Source organism: Dehalococcoidales bacterium, from assembly GCA_041652735.1.
Taxonomy (GTDB): Bacteria; Chloroflexota; Dehalococcoidia; order Dehalococcoidales; family RBG-16-60-22; genus RBG-13-51-18.
The window spans coordinates 17,316-35,228 of sequence record JBAZGT010000001.1; the positions used below are offsets into that span (position 1 = coordinate 17,316).

Below are 17,913 nucleotides of genomic sequence, written 5' to 3' on the forward strand. Positions count from 1 at the left end.
AAGGGAAAATTTGAACCATTTGAACATCGTGTGAGCAATTGATATGAATTTTACAGCGATAGATATATTTTGCGGTTGTGGCGGGCTGACTGTCGGTTTAAAAAAAGCAGGATTCAAGGTTATCGGAGCTATCGAAAATGACCCGACGGCGGTTGCAACATATAAAGCAAATCATAGAGATGTCAAGGTATGGGGAAAAGATATCAGGAACGTAACAGTAACTGCGGTAAAAAGAAGACTAAAAATCCGTAGGGGTCAGTTGGATCTTATTTCTGGATGCCCACCTTGCCAGGGCTTCACGTCGCTCCGTACACTCAATGGTACAAGGAATATTAATGACCCTAGAAATGACTTGATTCATGAATTTGAACGTTTTGTTAGGTATTTACGGCCCAAAGCTGTGATGATGGAAAATGTACCGGAACTAGCCCGGGACGAAAGATTTACTGAATTCCGCCAAACAATGGAACGCCTGGGTTATGTCGGGGATTATCGTATTCTTGACGCTGCGGATTTTGGCGTCCCGCAACGGCGCGAGCGCTTAATATATTTAGCTGGTCTGGGAACAGCCATACCTTTTGGCCGGGCAAGTAAAAAAAGAAAGACCGTCCGAGATGCCATCGGGAATCTACCTTCTCCCGGGGAAAGTGGCGACCCTTTACATGATATTGTTGAACATAGAACACCAGCTGTAATGAACAAAATACATCGTATTCCGCATAATGGAGGAAGTAGGACCGACCTGCCGGCGGAAGACCAACTGCCTTGTCATCAGCGGTGTAACGGTTTCAAAGATATATACGGCCGTATGGCATGGGATAAACAAGCACCGACTATTACCGGCGGATGTTTTAATCCTTCAAAAGGGCGATTCCTTCATCCAGAAGCAGATCGCGCCGTTACTATGCGCGAGGCTGCCCTTTTTCAGGGATTACCTAAAAATTATAAATTCCGGGGAACGAAAAGTAAAAGCACTATTGCGCTTATGATTGGAAATGCTTTACCTCCACCTCTATCAGCAGCGCATGCAAGAAGTGTCGGTAGAGTCTTACGCCGTCGTAATTAGAATAGTGGGGGTGTATTGTGACTACAGGCGAGACGATGAAATTACATATATCTTTCCATGGAAGAATAATAGACCATCTAGGAATACAAATGTACCAGAGTCCTGTTGCTGCGATTGCAGAGATGGTTTCGAATTCGTGGGATGCAGAGGCTGAAGCAGTAAGGATATCCTTACCCACGGAATTGAATGCGGATTCCGAGATAATAGTATCCGATAATGGAAACGGAATGACTTTTAATGAATGTGAACAGCGTTACCTTAAGGTAGGATGGTACCGGAGAGAAACAGGTGACGGGCAAAAATCCGGCGAAAAACAAAGACCTGTATTAGGAAGGAAGGGGATTGGCAAGTTTGCCGGTTTTGGCATAGCTGATATAATCAGTATCGACACGATAAGCAAAGAAACAGGAGAAAGAACCAAATTCCATCTCGATATTAATCAATTACGTACGCATGAATATGTGGCTGAAGGTGGGGATATAGATGTTGACTCATTTGAACCTAAAGATGAAAAGCGTGCGGCGGAAAATCATGGCACCACAATTAGATTGACCGGTTTGAAATTAAAACGAAGATTGTCAATAGACAGCTTCAAAGTCAGTATGGCGCGAAGGTTTTTGTTAATGCAGCGGGTTGAAGATTTTTCTATACTTGTAAACGATGATCCATTACCAAATGGTGAACAAATTGAAAAAATAGAATATATATTCCCAAGGGATTATAAGCCTGAGCAAAAACCGGAAAATTTAAACATTATCGATGGATGGGGCGTGGAAAAACTATCGGCAAATCGAGAAATAAAATGGAAAATAAATTTTTACCGTGAGCCAATTGATGAGGAAGAGCTTACAGGTATTGCGATATTTTCCCGCGGCAAATTGGCTCAGAAACCTTTCTTTTTTAATCTGTCAGGTGGATTATCGGGTCAACACGGACAGGAATATATGTCCGGTAAAGTGGAAGCGGATTATATTGACGATCTACCAGAAGATATTATTGCCACTGAAAGACAAAGAATCAATTGGGAACATGAGCAGACACTACCTTTGGAGAATTGGGGACAACAACGAGTAAGGCAACTTCTCGGTATCTGGAGAGACAGGCGTGGAGAAGAAAGAAGGAGACGAATTGAGGAAAAGGTCCTTACTTTTTCCTCAAGATTGGACAAACTGCCGCCACACGAAAAACGCACAGTGAATAAAGCAATCACTCATTTGGCCTCCATCCCAGCTCTTTCGGAAGAACAATTTCAGGAGCTTGGAGCATCCGTGCTCACCGCCTGGGAACAGGGAAGATTGAGGGCGCTGATCGATGAAATAGCAGAGCGTGAAGTAGTTGATACAGAATGGCTGCTCAGTACCCTTGCCGAAGCTGATGTGTTAATAGCTCTTAATGTCGCAGAGGCGGTAAGAACCAAACTTGAAGCAATAAATGGATTAAGAAGATTAATAAATAAAAGGGAGTTGGAAAATAGCGTAAGGGACTTTATTGCAGAAAAGCCTTATTTACTCGATTCGAAATGGGAGACGTTTAAAAAAGAAATATCAGTTCGGCGATTCATGGAAGAAGCGGCTCAAGAAGCGGGTCTTAAAGATGAAGAAGACGATGGTCAGCGGAAAAGAATAGACTTAGCACTGAGAAGCGGGGAGCATTTACTCATCGTTGAGTTCATGCGTCCCGGATTGAGAGCCGATTGGGATCATTTATCGCGATGTCGACGTTATATTCATTTAATCAGAGAGAAAATCGAGCCGCAAACAGCTCTGGGTATTAAGAAAATAACCGGATTGATTGTAGCTGATTATCTTGATGATGATGCAGGTGTAAGAAGAGAATTATCTGAATTGGTGAAAACTGATATTTATGCATACGATTGGGAATCCTTATTGGATGCGGCTGAAAAAAGGTGGAGCGAGTTTCTTGATATTCTGGGACAACGAGCTCCGCAGGATGAAAGGCTCGACAGTATTCAGAAGCACTAATCTCATCTAATATCTGTTATAAGTTGGTAATTGAGGTTTTCTTGATGGTTACTGAATCACATCAAGATATTTTACTTAAAGATCTGACTGATCAACAGAAGGATGCGGTTAGATCTAAAAGCAGATGTCTCCTTGTCATTGCCGGTGCGGGTTCCGGCAAAACAGATGTCATGGCCAGGCGGGTCGCGTGGTGGGTGGCGGTTGAAGGCATCCCCAAAGAGGAAATTGTAGCCTTTACATTTACGGAAGCGGCTGCAGAAGAACTCAAGTTTCGCATTCGTTATTATATACAATTAGTAACTCCACCCGGAGATGACACAACAATCGGCGGTATGTATATAGGAACCATTCACGGGTTTTGTTTAAAAGCACTACGTGATCTTGACCCCGATGACTACCATAATCTGGACATCATAGACGAAGCGGCACGTTTAGCTCTTGTAATCAGAAGTTTTCACAACATATTAGGGCTACAATCTCTCCAAGACGCCTTAGGTGTTGGCCAATATGAGACCACCGATATTTTTCTTCATGGATATGATCTTCTGAATGAATATGATGAACTTGATGTACATCTTATGTCTGAATTACCACCGTCTCGGCTTGGGGATGAGCGTGCATGGTGCAGAGAGGCGGAACTTGTCACTCAAGTGGGAAATAGTGCAATTGCGCAAGCTTTTGCAGTAAGCGCTGCACGCTTTTATGCTTATCTCCGTTGCCGGCGCTTCTTGGATTTTAGCACCTCTCAAACGGAATTATTAAGACTTCTCCGCGGACGTGAGGAATTGCAGCGGTTAGCACATGAAAAATGGAAATATATTGTCGTTGATGAAGTCCAAGATATCAATCCGGTTCAAAACAGTATAATCCGCTTCCTCGTGGGAAACGACGGCAAATTAACGGCGGTTGGAGATCATCGGCAGGCAATTTATGCGTGGCGTGGCGGCAGGGTGGAATTAATGGGGAATTTGTACGACCAACTCGAAGAGGCGCCGGATGGTCAGGTAATTGAGCTGCAGGCCAATTTTAGATCGACCGATCGTATCATTAATTTGGCTAATGCTTGGTCCGACACAATCGGGCGAGTCGGTCGCATGACAAATCCTCCGATGTCACATGGAAACGAAAGACGCAATGATCTTGATGATAGTCACGTAGGTGTTCTTGATTTTTCTTCTCGAAATGCGGAAGCAAACTGGATTGCAGATAAAATAGAGTCGATGGTTCAACCCCGATCCGCAACAGGGGCGGTTCATGATACTCGAGAAGGAGAACGAGGTCTTACGTACAGCGATATTGCGTTGCTTGTGAGATCTGCTACGGATTCTCGCGTATACATGCAGATTTTAGAACAAAGAAACATCCCGGTGGTAGTCAGGGCGGGTCCGGATCTTTTTTCACAACCTGAAGTTATTCTTTTCGTTTCCATCCTCGCTCTTATCGCCGATATTAATGAGTTTTATGGTTCCCCTCATGATTTAAGAGCGTTTCCAAATCGTATCAGGAATGTACTCGGGTGTAATCCGATTCCGGAAGAAGTGATACCCGCGGCGTGTCAAAATTTAAGTGATGCAGGTTTACCGATACAAGAAGATTTATCAGAGAGGATGATCCGAATAGGCGGACTGATCAGGGACAAACTTCAAGGTCAATTCCCGGCAACGGATGAGGAGCTTCAGGAGGTCAGAAATCCCCAACTTCGCCAATGGTTGAACACGCCAGGCCAACTAAGGAGAATTTTCCCCCAGCGGCTTTATCACTGGATATTGGGGGAAGCGGATGTAGGATTATGGGATAATGGATCCGGGCGTACTGAAGCCGCGATGTTTCATCTGGGTCAACTGAGTTCGCTGGTTAAGAGTATCGAGACACCGGGATGGACGCAACCGAACGAGTTCAAATATCAAATTATCGCATTAGTTCAGTGGGGTGCTCAGAATGCTCGAGCGGACCGGTCCCCGTTATTGATCGCTCCCAATGCTGTTACTATTACGACCATACACTCCGCTAAAGGATTACAATGGTCGTCCGTGTTTCTTGCTGACGTCAACGCTCATAGGTTTCCAAGTCAAAGAGCCAAACAGCCCAGTCTTTTGCCTTATGATGGGGATATATTAAGGCGAATAGACCCATCCGCTATGGCTGATAATGATAATTACGACGCTGAACGCAGATTGATGTATGTAGCCATAACGAGGGCTGAGAGATATCTCGCCATAACTTGCTCGGGTGATCAAAGATCTAGATTTTTCCGACAAATTAGCCAAATCGCTTCAGGCGTTGGGGTTGTTGTGTCTTCCGATTCTCGGGAAGTATTATCTAATATTGAACTGCGGGCTTCCGAGTCATCGAGGGATTTACCCTTAGCTACTTCATTTTCCGATATGCGCTATTACTGGGCTTGTCCACATGATTATTATCTCAGGAAACTATTGGGGTTTACTCCAACCATTGACCAAGCCTTCGGCTATGGGCGAGGTGTTCATAATTTAATGAGAGCGATCCACTCAGATCCCACAGGTTGGGCGCGGATTGCAGAAAACCCAACGCATATACGCGCCAGACTTGAGGAATTGGAGCGTCAAGGGCTATTCTATCTTCGATATACAACAGGGGAACCTGCCGATAATATGAGGAATAAGGCATTTTCCATTATTGCCGATTATATCCGTATATACGCTGGAGAACTAGCTCGATTGCATTTCGAACCTGAGCGAGAATTTGAAACTTTGATCCCAGAAGAACAAGTCTTGGTCTCAGGAGCTATTGACGTAATTAGATTGGACGACCCTCCACGAGTGACGCTACTTGATTTTAAATCCGGTGATGCTGAAAGCGACGCGGCAAATGCGTTAGATACTCAAGAGATGCGTTTGCAAGTAGGTTTGTACGGCATCGCCGCTCGGCATGAGTTGGAATATCAGCCTGAGCAAGGTTTAGTACGTTATCTTGATGAAACAGAACCTGACCGTCGGGAGCTGAGAGTAGAGTTAACGGATGAAGCCTTGAATGATGCAAGAGACCTCGTAATAAATACAGCCAGACAACTGCGAGCAAGACAATTCCATAGGGGGCCTTCTACTAATCCAAGAAGGTGCGTGACCTGTGATTATACGGATATTTGCGGATTAAGGGATAGACTGAGGCCTCGGGCTGGCCAATGATACATCTAAACTAATGAATATCTAAGAGGAATCAATGCCGGATAATCTTTCTCCCCAACAACGTAAATATTGCATGTCTCGGGTAAAGGGTAAAGATACCGGTATAGAAAAACAGATTCGCTCCGAGCTATATCGTCAAGGGTATCGTTTCCGCAAGCATGTTACCGATTTACCTGGTAAGCCGGATATAGTATTTTCTCGGCAAAAAGTGGCGGTATTTATCGATGGGGATTTTTGGCACGGATATCGATTTTCAAGTTGGAAGAATGACCTTTCTTCTTTTTGGCAAGAAAAGATTCTCAAAACTCGGCTAAGAGATCAACGTAATTTTAAAAAATTGCGTAGAGGCGGTTGGAAGGTTATTCGAGTATGGCAACATCAGATAAAAAATGACTTGGAAGCTTGTATCAATATAATTAAGTCGAGTGTTACAAGAACATAATGAGTAATTTTGTCATAGGATAGAGAAGGGCGCAGAACTATCATATCAATCGAAGATAAACTTATCACTTGAAATAGAATAAAACACTGATTAGAGACGCGAGGTCAGGATAGTAAAATGGCAATATATAATACATCATTTGACGCGGCCAACACAGCGATTAGGGCTTTTCTAACTAGAGTAGGAGAATATTATTTAGGTAGATCATTTAATACTAGTAATGGAAAAGCAAAGGATGATTGGACCCGAATAAAAACTGAAGTCTTTAAAAATAGGTGCGCATATTGCGGTGAAGAATGCCTAAATCCTCAGATGGAACATGTTATCATGTTTAATCGAACAGAATTTGGTTTGCATCATCCTGGTAATATTATTCCCACATGCAAATCATGTAATAAAAGATACAAGAAACCCAACAACACCTATTTCACGTGGGAAGAGCAGCTTGAAAAGATTTGTCAGATGAAAGGTCAACAAGAGAAGATATCGGAAAGAAAAGGTAAAATTCTTTTACATATAAAGACCGAGCGGTATCCAAACTTATCAATGGAGGAACAGGATGCCATCCGTATAATAGCGGAGAGTCTATACAAGAATGTACATATGGAATCGGACAAATCATTAGAACTTTATCAGCAAATTCATAAAGCGTTTGTAAAGGCAAATCATATGAAAAAGTTAGGCGACTTGTAAATGCATGATAATCCTCGTACGATACTTAAGAACCTTCTCACAGACCAGGAACAACACATTCTAGCGGATTTTCGACAGGATAAACGCTGGGCGATTCTTGAACTCGCTAGGGCAAATGATGCATATCTCTTGTATACTCTCTCAAAAAAAGAAGGGCAACCAGACGTCCGAGGAGATGTCTTTTACAATCAATATTACCAGTTCGGATGGACCAAATCTTTATCACTTTTCATGAGTAAGGACTGCATGGAAAAGGGTGTACCTTTAACACCATCAACACCTGAATCGCAGCAGTGGGCTGATTCAATGATAATACAATGTGGAAAACTCGGTATTTGCGAAATATTGCTTGAGTATGACCGATTCGGTCTGGGCGAGCTATCCAATCCAAAAGATAACGAAATTCATTTTGTAATACGCGCGACCAACGCGGGAATCGAAAAGTTGGAACGATATGAGTTTGATTACTTAAATGAACTAGCTGCCGATTTGGGTACTGATTCTTGGTCTAAAGTGCTTAAAATGAGAAGCAAAATTATGAAGAAAATGTCGGCACTAGTTCAGCCTCGCTGGCAGCATTATATACACTATCAAACTGCACCTGAAATTGATGCATATTACCAACGTTTCGGCCTTTTGTGGTCGCGTACTCACTGTCTAGGACACGACAGTTTCCCTAATGAAGCAACATTTGCCGGAAAGTCTTTTGGTTTATACAAAGCAGCTATAGTAAATCTAGTAGGTTTTGCTTGGAAGCATATCGACTTCTGCCAGTCATTATTGCTCAAACACCCTGACTTGGAACTGCGTAATTTATTGACAATTTATTGTCATATTAACGATCTTTGTGAAGACATGGCAGCAGCTCTGGAAGTTTCCTCACAAGAAGCATCGCATATTTTGTCTTTATTTACCCTAACGCCAAATAACAAATCAATACACGTACTAACACCCCGGAACTACTCTCCTCCTTTAATTCAAATTAGTGAAGAGTCAGTAATAAACTCAATTTCAGGAATCTTGTCAGATAGTCCCTACCTTTTTTTATTAGAGGAATTGAGGAACCTATATCCGAACGATTGGTATAAGTACGTAAATCTCAGGGAGGAAACATTCCGTATTGAGCTTTATCAGTTCTTTCCTAGTGAACGGTTTTTCATGATAGAAAAACCGGTAAAAATAAAGGTTGAAGATAAAGTCATAACTGACATAGATGCAATTATTCTTGATAAAAAAACCGGCACCCTCTGTTTATTTCAACTCAAGTGGCAAGACTTTTTCGCTTCATCAATGCAAAAGCGAGAATCAGGGAAAAAGAACTTAATGAAAACAGCGAATGCTTGGATTAGTTCTGTTAGCAATTGGCTGGCAGATAAAGACCATAGAGCGATAGGGAAATTACTAGGCTTCGACTTAAACAATATCGCAATTACTCATATTTTACTTTTTGTGATAGGTAGAAACTTCGCTCATTTTTCAGGAGATGAGCAGCCGGATGATCGAGCTGCATGGGGAATGTGGCCGCAAATTATTAGGTTAATTAATGATGGATCTAAAAACAAGGTCCTTTACACTTCTGATCCTCTTGGTTGGATACACACGTCTCTCCGGATGGAATCCTCAACTCATAAAGAATTTGCGCTGTTAGGTCAAGAGTTTCAATTAGGTGGATATCGCATTGTACTTGAATCATCGAAATAGTAATTGCTTAATACCAAATACCAATATCTAAATAGAGTGCGCAACTTCCCATAAAATATAGATAAGATTATAGAGAATAAAAACAGGCTAGTAAATTATCCCTAGCCTGTTAATCTTTAAATTACAGATATTAACGTTATTAGTCCACCATACTTAGTTGACTTCCGCTCTCCAGTTTCTTTTTCTCTTCTTCTATAGCTTCTTTGGGTAAATCATTACGGACGGACTGTATACCTGCCTTTAGCCGGCCGGTCTGGTTCCATTGGCTGCCGCCGATCGCCTGGTCTATGTCACCAATAATCCGGTATATGTGCTGAGTGACATACTGGGGAAGGTTCGGTATATTCAAGGCTTCCCGGGCAGCAAGTCTTGCCAGTTCCAGCGGCTCAACCGCCAGGTTGATATATGTTTCGACCGTATCTATAGATTCGTTGACCTTGAGTGGGTTCCATTTTACGGGCATAGTTACACCTTCTTTCTTATTAGTTTTTGGAGTACCTACTCTCTTTGGTTGTTGTTCGTACTATGCAACTGCCCTATTGGACTTCCGAATAAGTACGCAACCGCCGATATTCCCTGCCATCGAGGACTTACGTCTCTGTCCCAGGTCTGCCTCTGCCATCGGGCATCGGCACTCACCAACCCTTTTAGCCAACAAAAAAGGAGACTTTCTTCCCACGCTGGGAGAGAAAATCTCCTCTAAATAGTAAAAAGCGGGGAATCACCCCCGCTTTTTACGTGGCTGTTTTGTGAGTTCAAGCGTTCAGTTTGGGCTTATAATTACACGGCGACTGGTTCTTTCGCCTTGTGCTTCCGCTTCGGCTTGGCTTTGGTGATTTCCTCGGCTTCGGCTACGGCATCGGCTTTTTCGGCTTCCTCAACCTCGGCATGTTCTGCCTCGGCTTGCTCGGCTTCCGGCTCGGCAGTCGTTTCCTCACCTGTCGGCTTCTGGCTCTCATTGGTTAGCATAGGCATAACCACCAGCTCATAATCGGGAGAGGTAAAGAGCATGGGCGATTTGCCGTCCACCAGCTTTAAGTCCACCATCCCGCCACAAGCCCTCAAGGCGTCAGCCAGATAACCGCCATCAAGGCGTATCTTGCCATCGCCCAGAGTATCGGCAGGAATGTCCGCTTGTCCTTTATCATCAGGACTGGACATGATGAGCTTGCCGTTACCGATGGTGAGGTCTATCGGGTAGGCTTTACTATCCGATAATACCTTGAGTGAGCTTACCGCCTTGATTGCCTCGTTAGCGTCAAAGCTAACAAAGGTGTTGAACTCGGCGGGTAGGAGCTTCTCGTATTCGGGAAAGTTGCCGTCAACGCTCCGCCATTTATAGCGGATTAGCTCGGTATCCAGTACCAGGCTCATGCCGTCAAGGCTTTCCCCGTTCTTTTCAAAGCTCACTCTAACCCGATAGGCACGCCGTAAGGCACTGATAACACCCCTTAGCTCATCCCTGTTTATCAGGACTTGCCCATCCTCGCCATCAAAGTCCAGCTTAACCACGGATAACCGGAAACCATCGGCGCTCACTATTGTGAGTTTACCGTCTGCTACCCTGAAAAGGACACATTGTAAGACTGGTCTGGTATCCTCTTGGGAAGTAAACGGCACTACTCTAGATAGTGCTTCCGATAGTTCCAGTGCTCCGAGGTTAGGACTGACGGTGTTGGATGGGCTTACCCTGACTTCGCAGAGGCTCAAGGGTGTTTTATCGCCTATCCATGCCATGTCGTCAAGGAAACTGGTGTTTGTCCCACAGACCACCTTAAGCCGTTTATCAGTAACCCGCACCCCGCTGGCATTACCGCCGGCAGGTACTACCTTTACGATATTTGACCCGCCGAGAGACTTAAGATAGGTAAGGAAACCTTTACGCCCGATAGTAAAGTCATTGAGCATTACCCTTTCGGCTAATGCCCGACTTAAGGCGTTTACCAGTATCGCCTTGTGTGATACAAAGCCCTCACCTGAACGCTTGCCCTCAATATTCAATTGTTCTATTTGAACACCCCCTATTGACTATCCGGCAGTGGGCAAGGCTACCGGCTTCGTCTAGTAGTAAGCGACCGCTAACCCGCAACTCGCTGGCATTAACAGTGCTTCCACTATATATACTGTTTTGAGAGGGTGAAATCTTAGGACGCTATCATGCTTTTTTGTTCTTTTTGTCTGTAGTACCACAGGTATTGATGTTCCCTATTAGTAAGAGACTGCCCCGCTAGCTTTTTGTTGGCTATCTGGACTAGCCGTATCGGGCAACCTAGCAACCACGTTTTAGCGTCAATCCAAGCCGATATGTCCATAGCTTTATCATCGGCGATGGTGTTCATTAGCTCGGCAGTATCGCCGTCACCGATATTTACCTGGTAGTCAAGGCTTAAGATAGTCGGCTTGCGCTTCTCCTTGCGCCAGTAAAGTGCTATGGTCAAGCTGGCGATGCGGTAGGCCCGCAGTATCGGAATAGGCTGGCCGTCTCTGTGTCTTGCCATAGCTAGCTCCAGAATAATGCTGTGTCTTATGTCCGGTCTATCCGGTGACGGTACTTTACGCTCAAAGCGGTGGGCGACTTGATACCATACAAGCCACTCGCCGTCTAACCTGTCATAGGATAAAGGATTATCATCTTGAGGACATGCTGTTGTAACCACGCTTAACCCCCTTTCAATGAGGCAAGCGTTCAGGTCAAGGCTCTGCTGATATTCAGTTTTTAAGGTGCTACAAAATACATTTCTAGCTTCATTATTTAACAAAAAGTCATAAGGTTAAACGAGAAGAAAAAGCTAGTTTATCACCCTCTGGGGGACGGGGAAGGAAATGAGAAAACAAAAAGAAAAGCCTCCCTGAAACGGGAGGCTTTGAGTGTCTTATAAAAGGCCTTATGAACTTAAAAATTGAAAGCTATGAGATAGTCTTTCATACTCTCATTGGCAAGGTTCTGTTGTGGAGATTTACGGCGACAGTCCAGAACACCACCGTAAAAGCGATAATTACCAGTAAATTAACGAACGGCGGATAGTAACTTATTCCTCCCATTGCATAGCGGGCCAGGTCGGTGAAGTAGGTAAGTGGAGAGATCAAGGAAAGAGCCTTCGCCGCAGACGGCAGTTGACTCAATGGGATGAATATTCCGCTAATGAACATTAAAGGGAACTTAATTAAGGTACTCAACATTTGAATAGGAGCAGGTGAACTGGTGGCGGGAAAGGAAAAAATAAGCGCCATGGCTGAAAAGCACAAGGAACTGAGGAGAACTCCCGCTAGCATAACCCAGGGATGGATAAACGTAACGCCGACCACCATAGAGAGTAAAATCGGTATCAGGGAGATAATCAATCCGGTCAGTGCGGAGGCCAACATATCTCCCAGAAGGATAGTCCAGACAGACACTGGACACGACACAAGTCTTTCCAGAGTCCTCGCCTGGCTTTCTATGGGAAAGACTATTGGCGATATAGCCGAGCAGGTGAAGAAAACCGAAACCGCAATGAGTCCTGGCATTAGCGTTTCGACCGGCATCTGCCGCCCGAAAGCGAATGAAAGAAACATGAAGCCTGGCCACAGCACACCCATAAGGATAACCTGCCCCTTGGAGTAGTAGATTTTCATATCCTTTTTAACGATGGCAAAAGAGCGTATTATCTGGTCCAAAATGCCGAAACTACTTTGCATGGCTTTTCTCCTCGGTCAATCTGACAAATGCATCTTCAAGTGAAGGCGGACGTATGTTAAGGATGTTCATTTGAAGAGAATTCGCCCGGCTGAAATCAACCAGTGAGCCGACTAGAAGGGTTGTATTATCCGTATACAGCCGGAAACGGCTGTCAGACTTTTTCTCCCCGACTATCTCTGCACCTGGTATCTTCCCCGCTCCAATCGCTTGTTGCGGTCCTCCGCCAGGTCCCGGTTGCTTTATACCAGGCATCTGTCCCTGTGTTCTACTCGGTCCACCTCCCATCCCTCCAGGTCTGCCAGTTCCCGCGATGGCCTGCTGTGCGCGCAGTCTTTCAGCCGCTTCTATCTCCTGCGTGGTCTCTAGACGGTTTACCCCGGGCAACTTTGTCAGATCTTCAGTATTTATTGGTCTATCAAAGCTCACATCAACAAGATAGACACGCCCGGCAGTAATGCTCAGCTTATCCGGGCTATCCAGGGCTACTATTTTCCCATGATTGATTATCGCCACACGTTCGCACATCTCGGCCGCTTCATCCATATTGTGCGTCGTGAACAAGATAGTTTTCCCCTCCTGCTTCAAATCCTTAAGCATTGCGTGTATGAAGCGGACGCTCTGTACGTCGAGACCGCTTGTCGGCTCGTCAAGGAAGAGAATCTGAGGGTCGGGAAGAAGCGCCAAACAGAGAACGAGGCGTTTTCTCATGCCCATGGAGTAAGTGCTTACCAGAGAGTCTTTTCTTTCGTAGAGCCCGAGTTGCTGCAAGAGGGACGAGGCTCGCTCTTTAGCCTGATTAGCCGGCATACGATAGAGTTCACTCACAAGCATGAGGTTGCCCCAGGCGGTCAGGTCCATATAGGCATTTGCAAGCTCAGGCATAACACCGGATAACTGTTTGGCGCGGATGCTGCCAGCCGGGTATCCCATCACAACCGCTTCGCCGCTGTTTTTCTTGATGATTCCCGTGAGCATACGTATTGTAGTGGTTTTGCCGGCGCCGTTGGGACCCAGGAAACCGAAGAACTCTCCCTGATTAACTTGAAAACTGGCATGATCAACCGCCACAAGTTGTCCAAAAACTTTAGTTAGGTCCTTTACTTCAAGAGCAAAACCCTGATTTTTCAATAGACGGCTCCTTTAAATCAAAGCCAGCGGGTTAATTCATATTATCCGCTGGCTTTTAGTTTCATTAACGGTCGAGGTTCAAGAGGGTTGAATTTACACTTCTTTTTTAAGCTCAGCCAAACGCTCCTCTACTCCTTTGGCCTCTGCTTGAAGCTGCTTCAGATATTCTTCTAACCTGGCGATGATTTCTTCGCGGGGGATAAAACGCCGGTGGAATCCCATTCCTCCGTGATGCTGGTGGCAACCGCATCCACAACCACCGTGGTGGTGCCCTTCTCCATACATACTATGATGACTGTGTCCGCCGCACCCACAATCTTCCCCATGACTTTCCTGCCTGCCCTCGTGCTGCTCTCCATGATGGCTACCGTGTTCACTACAACCGCAGTTTTCTTCCCTGTGCATAAATACCTCCTCATTATAAGTCTATAAGTAACAACTTATAGACTTAGTTTAATATATGGGAATTATCCTGTCAACAAGGGGGGCGAGTTAAAAAGGAAAGATAGTGGGCCAGGCAGCGGCTTATGGCAGATGACAGTTTTGCCGGCAGGAGTCTTCTTCGCAAATTTTATCGAATTCGAGTGTGGTGGAAAGAACTCCCTGGCAGCGTTTCAGCCCTTCAGGATCAATCAGATAGTGCATGCGGAAACCGCGTTTCTCTCCGATGACCAATCCGACCGACTTTAATACCCGGAGATGCTGGGAAACGGCCGGTTGAGTTATGCCAAGCAACTGTGAAAGGTTATTGACACAGCGGCAGCCGGGGGGATTCTGGCGGCAAAGGACCTGGAGCAGTTTTAGCCGGGTAGGATCCGCCAGCGCGGCGAATAACTCCGCTTGTTCCTTTATTTTAGTAACGTCCAGCAGTGTTTTTTCTTGCATTCCATTAAACATAATAACGATGAATGAGATGGGCTGTCAATTAACTACGAACTGACTGGAACTAATTCGTAGTTCCAAAGTAAAGATTTCACAATCAAGTAAACAATAACTCTAGGTTCTAAATGGGACTCTTATTGAGTCACAAAAACTCATTTAGTCGACTACAAAGAAGTCTGCTCTATCGAAATATAAACGATGACCCGCTTTTGACCGCCGGATACGCAGATGATAGAATTACCGGAGTGGGGAGTAGCCAGCCGTATATCGGGTTCGGGCAGTCGTCAGCACGGAGCTAGCCTCCCGGCTGTCCGCTAGATACTTAGACTAGTGGCGAGACCATTACGGCGTAATATGCCGTGTGGTTTCGCCGTTTTTATTTCTTACCGCTTGTTCCCGGAGGGGCATAACATACATGGAAAATTGGCACAATTTGAGTATTGATGAGTCATTACGGCAACTGGCGGTTCAGTCTACCGGTTTGACGGAAGATGAGGTGGGGAAACGGCGTCTTGAGTACGGCGCCAATGAACTGGAGACCAAGAAAAATATCTCCAGGCTACTCATATTCTTAAACCAGTTCAAAAGCCCGCTCATTTACGTTTTAGCCGTTGCGGCCATAGTGTCTTTCGTCATCGGGCATTCTACGGATGCATTCGTAATATTAGGCATACTGATTCTGAACGCGGCGATAGGGTTTTTCCAGGAAACGCAGGCGGAAAAGTCCATGAACGCGCTGCTGGAGCTGGCTTCTCCTAAAGCGAAGGTAAGGCGGGATAATAAGCTTGCCATCAAGCCGGCCAGAGAACTGGTGCCCGGCGATATCATACACTTGGAGGCCGGTGATAAAGTGCCTGCCGACGCCAGGCTGATAGAAGCCGCCAATCTGAAAGCCAACGAGTCCGCCCTGACCGGAGAATCCATGCCGGTGGAGAAGAACACCCGGACCATCGCCGGTGAAGCCGTGATTGCCGACCAGCTCAACATGACTTTCCTGGGGACGGCGATAACCGGCGGCCGGGCCACCGCGCTGGTGGTCAAAACCGGCATGTCCACAGAGATGGGACAGATCGCCCGCGGCTTGCAGGAAGTCAAACCGGAACCCACTCCCCTGCAGAAAAACGTCGGCCAGTTGAGCCGCTACCTGATGATCCTTTTCCTTGGCGCGACGGCGCTGCTTCTGGTCGCCGGCTTGATAAAAGGGATGAACTGGACAGAAATCTTCCTGGTGACGATAGCCGCCGCCGTATCCGCTATTCCGGAAGGGCTGCCGGCGGTATTGACCGTCGTGCTGTCCATCGGGATGCGGGCGATGGCCAAACGCAACGCCATCGTGAGGAAGCTGCTGGCAGTAGAGACTTTAGGCTCCGCCACCGTCATTTGTTCAGATAAAACGGGTACCCTGACCATGAACCAGATGACGGTACGACAACTCTTCGACGGTAATAGCTTCATCCAGGTTACCGGCGAAGGATATAACCCCAAAGGCCAGTTCATGAAAGATAACCAGCCGTTATCGGTTGAGGAGAAAGAAAAAGTCAATCTTCTCTTAAAAATCGGCGCTCTCTGCAACGATGCCAGATTAATGTCCCATAATGGGCAGCCGGGCATCATTGGCGACCCTACCGACGGCGCACTGGTGGTCGCAGCGGAAAAGGCCGGTATCGCCAAGGAAGCACTGGAAAAAGAATATCCGAGAATAGATGAAATCCCTTTCGAGAGTGAAAAGCAATACCATGTTACGCTGCATAACCATAACGGTAAGGCTATCGCCTGCATGAAAGGGGCGGCGGAAAAAGTCCTGCAATTCAGCAAGTTCCGGCAGGAAGGAGATAAGACCGTCCCTATCCAGCCGGATGACTTACAGGGGATTACCGCGGCGGCCAACCGCATGGCACAGGAAGCATTGCGCGTGATTGCGCTGGCATACCTCGATCTGCCGCCGGGCACCGGGGAATTGCCGGATGATTTTCTGCAGCGCGGCCTTATTTTCGCGGGGTTGGTGGGGATGGAAGACCCGCCGCGGGAAGAAGCCAAAACCGCCGTCAAACACTGCAAGGAAGCCGGCATCAAGGTAGTGATGATAACCGGCGATAATAAAGTTACGGCGGAGTCTATCGCCCGGCAGCTGGAGCTGCCGCCGGGCAAGGCGGTGACCGGGGCGGAGCTTTCACGGATGACGGATGAAGAACTGCATGAAGAAGTAGAAAATATTTCCGTTTTTGCACGCATCGAGCCGCTGCACAAATTGAGAATCGTCAATGCCTTTAAGAGCCGCGGGCATGTCGTCGCCATGACGGGAGACGGCGTGAATGACGCCCCGGCGCTCAAGGCCGCCGATATCGGTATCGCGATGGGCATCACCGGCACGGACGTGGCCAAGGAAGCCAGCAATATGGTTCTGGCGGATGATAATTTCGCGTCCGTGGTGGCGGCGGTGGATGAAGGGCGGGCGATATTCAACCGCTTGCGAAACGTCATTTTCTACATGCTGAGCACCAATATCGGCGAGTTAATGGTATTGATATTAAGCGTCCTGTTCCTGGGGCAGTCACCGCTGATGGCAGTACAAATTCTGTGGGTGAACCTGGCCACGGATACCGCCGGCGATATCCCGCTCGGCTTCGAGCCCAAGGTCGGCGACGAACTTAAAAAACCACCTCGGCGCCCCGGTACCGGCTTGATATATCCCGGTCTGCTGCTCCGGACGCTGTTCATAGCTGTCCTCATCGGTATCGGCTCCTTCCTGTTATTCCGCTGGGCCGAACCCCGCATGAGACTGGAAGCCGCGGAGACCATGACCTTTTGTGCCTTAAACACCTTTGTCTGGTTTATCGCCTTCAGCGCCCGCTCCGATGAACACTCCGTTTTCAAGATAGGTTTCTTCAAGAACAAAATACTGGTGCTTTCAATTGCTTTCGTCGCTTTACTACAGGTAGCCATCGTTTACACGCCGTTTTTACAGACAGCTTTTCATACCGCGCCGATACGGTTAATGGACTGGGGCATCATTATCGGCGCCGGGCTGGCCTTGTTCCTGCTGGAAGAAACCCGCAAGCACTTTTTCCCCCGCCTTTTCTCCTGGGGTAAATGGTAATTGACAAAAAGGTATGAGCGAAAAGACGCTGCGGACTTAGGTAATAACCGTGTCTTTAGCTCGACGCAATGTGGTTGCG

The 17,913-nt window shown here is 46.4% G+C and carries 14 protein-coding genes; 8 read left to right on the forward strand and 6 right to left on the reverse strand.

What is annotated here, in order from left to right; translation table 11 throughout:
- Positions 1-43 precede the first annotated feature (43 nt).
- From WC370_00090 to WC370_00115, 6 genes are all read left to right on the forward strand, one after another.
- The gene (locus WC370_00090; protein ID MFA5307869.1) at positions 44-1,066 is read left to right on the forward strand and encodes a DNA cytosine methyltransferase; all 1,023 of its coding nucleotides are present in this window, start codon (positions 44-46) and stop codon (positions 1,064-1,066) included.
- 17 nt (positions 1,067-1,083) lie between these two features.
- Positions 1,084-3,048, forward strand: a complete 1,965-nt coding sequence (locus WC370_00095) for an ATP-binding protein (protein ID MFA5307870.1) — start codon at positions 1,084-1,086, stop codon at positions 3,046-3,048.
- Positions 3,049-3,092: 44 nt separating this feature from the next.
- Positions 3,093-6,212 carry an ATP-dependent DNA helicase gene (locus WC370_00100; GenBank protein ID MFA5307871.1) on the forward strand — a complete coding sequence of 1,040 codons (3,120 nt, stop codon included), beginning with the start codon at positions 3,093-3,095 and terminating at the stop codon, positions 6,210-6,212.
- 34 nt (positions 6,213-6,246) lie between these two features.
- Positions 6,247-6,654, forward strand: coding sequence for a very short patch repair endonuclease (locus WC370_00105; protein MFA5307872.1), 408 nt, complete (start codon positions 6,247-6,249; stop codon positions 6,652-6,654).
- 117 nt (positions 6,655-6,771) lie between these two features.
- Positions 6,772-7,347, forward strand: coding sequence for an HNH endonuclease signature motif containing protein (locus WC370_00110; protein MFA5307873.1), 576 nt, complete (start codon positions 6,772-6,774; stop codon positions 7,345-7,347).
- Positions 7,348-9,048, forward strand: a complete 1,701-nt coding sequence (locus WC370_00115) for a hypothetical protein (GenBank protein ID MFA5307874.1) — start codon at positions 7,348-7,350, stop codon at positions 9,046-9,048.
- A 139-nt stretch (positions 9,049-9,187) separates the two neighbouring features.
- Here WC370_00115 and WC370_00120 read toward each other — a convergent pair whose 3' ends face one another.
- The 3 genes from WC370_00120 to WC370_00130 all read right to left on the reverse strand — a co-directional run bounded on the left by WC370_00120 (position 9,188) and on the right by WC370_00130 (position 11,546).
- Positions 9,188-9,511 (reverse strand): hypothetical protein, encoded by a 324-nt coding sequence (locus WC370_00120; GenBank protein ID MFA5307875.1) that lies wholly within the window; start codon positions 9,509-9,511, stop codon positions 9,188-9,190.
- A gap of 317 nt (positions 9,512-9,828) precedes the next feature.
- Positions 9,829-11,049, reverse strand: coding sequence for a DNA polymerase III subunit beta (locus WC370_00125; protein ID MFA5307876.1), 1,221 nt, complete (start codon positions 11,047-11,049; stop codon positions 9,829-9,831).
- Positions 11,050-11,192: 143 nt separating this feature from the next.
- Positions 11,193-11,546, reverse strand: a complete 354-nt coding sequence (locus WC370_00130) for a hypothetical protein (protein ID MFA5307877.1) — start codon at positions 11,544-11,546, stop codon at positions 11,193-11,195.
- Between the two features lie 704 nt (positions 11,547-12,250).
- Between WC370_00130 and WC370_00135 the strand changes: the two genes are divergently transcribed.
- Complete coding sequence (locus tag WC370_00135; GenBank protein ID MFA5307878.1) at positions 12,251-12,652, forward strand: hypothetical protein; 402 nt, start codon at positions 12,251-12,253, stop codon at positions 12,650-12,652.
- Positions 12,653-12,715: 63 nt separating this feature from the next.
- Here the strand turns inward: WC370_00135 and WC370_00140 are convergent, their stop codons facing one another.
- The 3 genes from WC370_00140 to WC370_00150 form a co-directional block, all read right to left on the reverse strand.
- A complete protein-coding gene (locus WC370_00140; GenBank protein ID MFA5307879.1) occupies positions 12,716-13,855 on the reverse strand; it encodes an ABC transporter ATP-binding protein in 1,140 nt (379 codons plus the stop codon).
- Between the two features lie 93 nt (positions 13,856-13,948).
- Positions 13,949-14,260 (reverse strand): hypothetical protein, encoded by a 312-nt coding sequence (locus WC370_00145; protein ID MFA5307880.1) that lies wholly within the window; start codon positions 14,258-14,260, stop codon positions 13,949-13,951.
- Between the two features lie 120 nt (positions 14,261-14,380).
- Complete coding sequence (locus tag WC370_00150; GenBank protein ID MFA5307881.1) at positions 14,381-14,740, reverse strand: metalloregulator ArsR/SmtB family transcription factor; 360 nt, start codon at positions 14,738-14,740, stop codon at positions 14,381-14,383.
- A 412-nt stretch (positions 14,741-15,152) separates the two neighbouring features.
- On the opposite strand from WC370_00150, the gene WC370_00155 reads away from it, so the two are divergent.
- On the forward strand, positions 15,153-17,834 hold the full coding sequence (locus WC370_00155) for an HAD-IC family P-type ATPase (protein MFA5307882.1): 2,682 nt from the start codon (positions 15,153-15,155) through the stop codon (positions 17,832-17,834).
- Positions 17,835-17,913 lie beyond the last annotated feature (79 nt).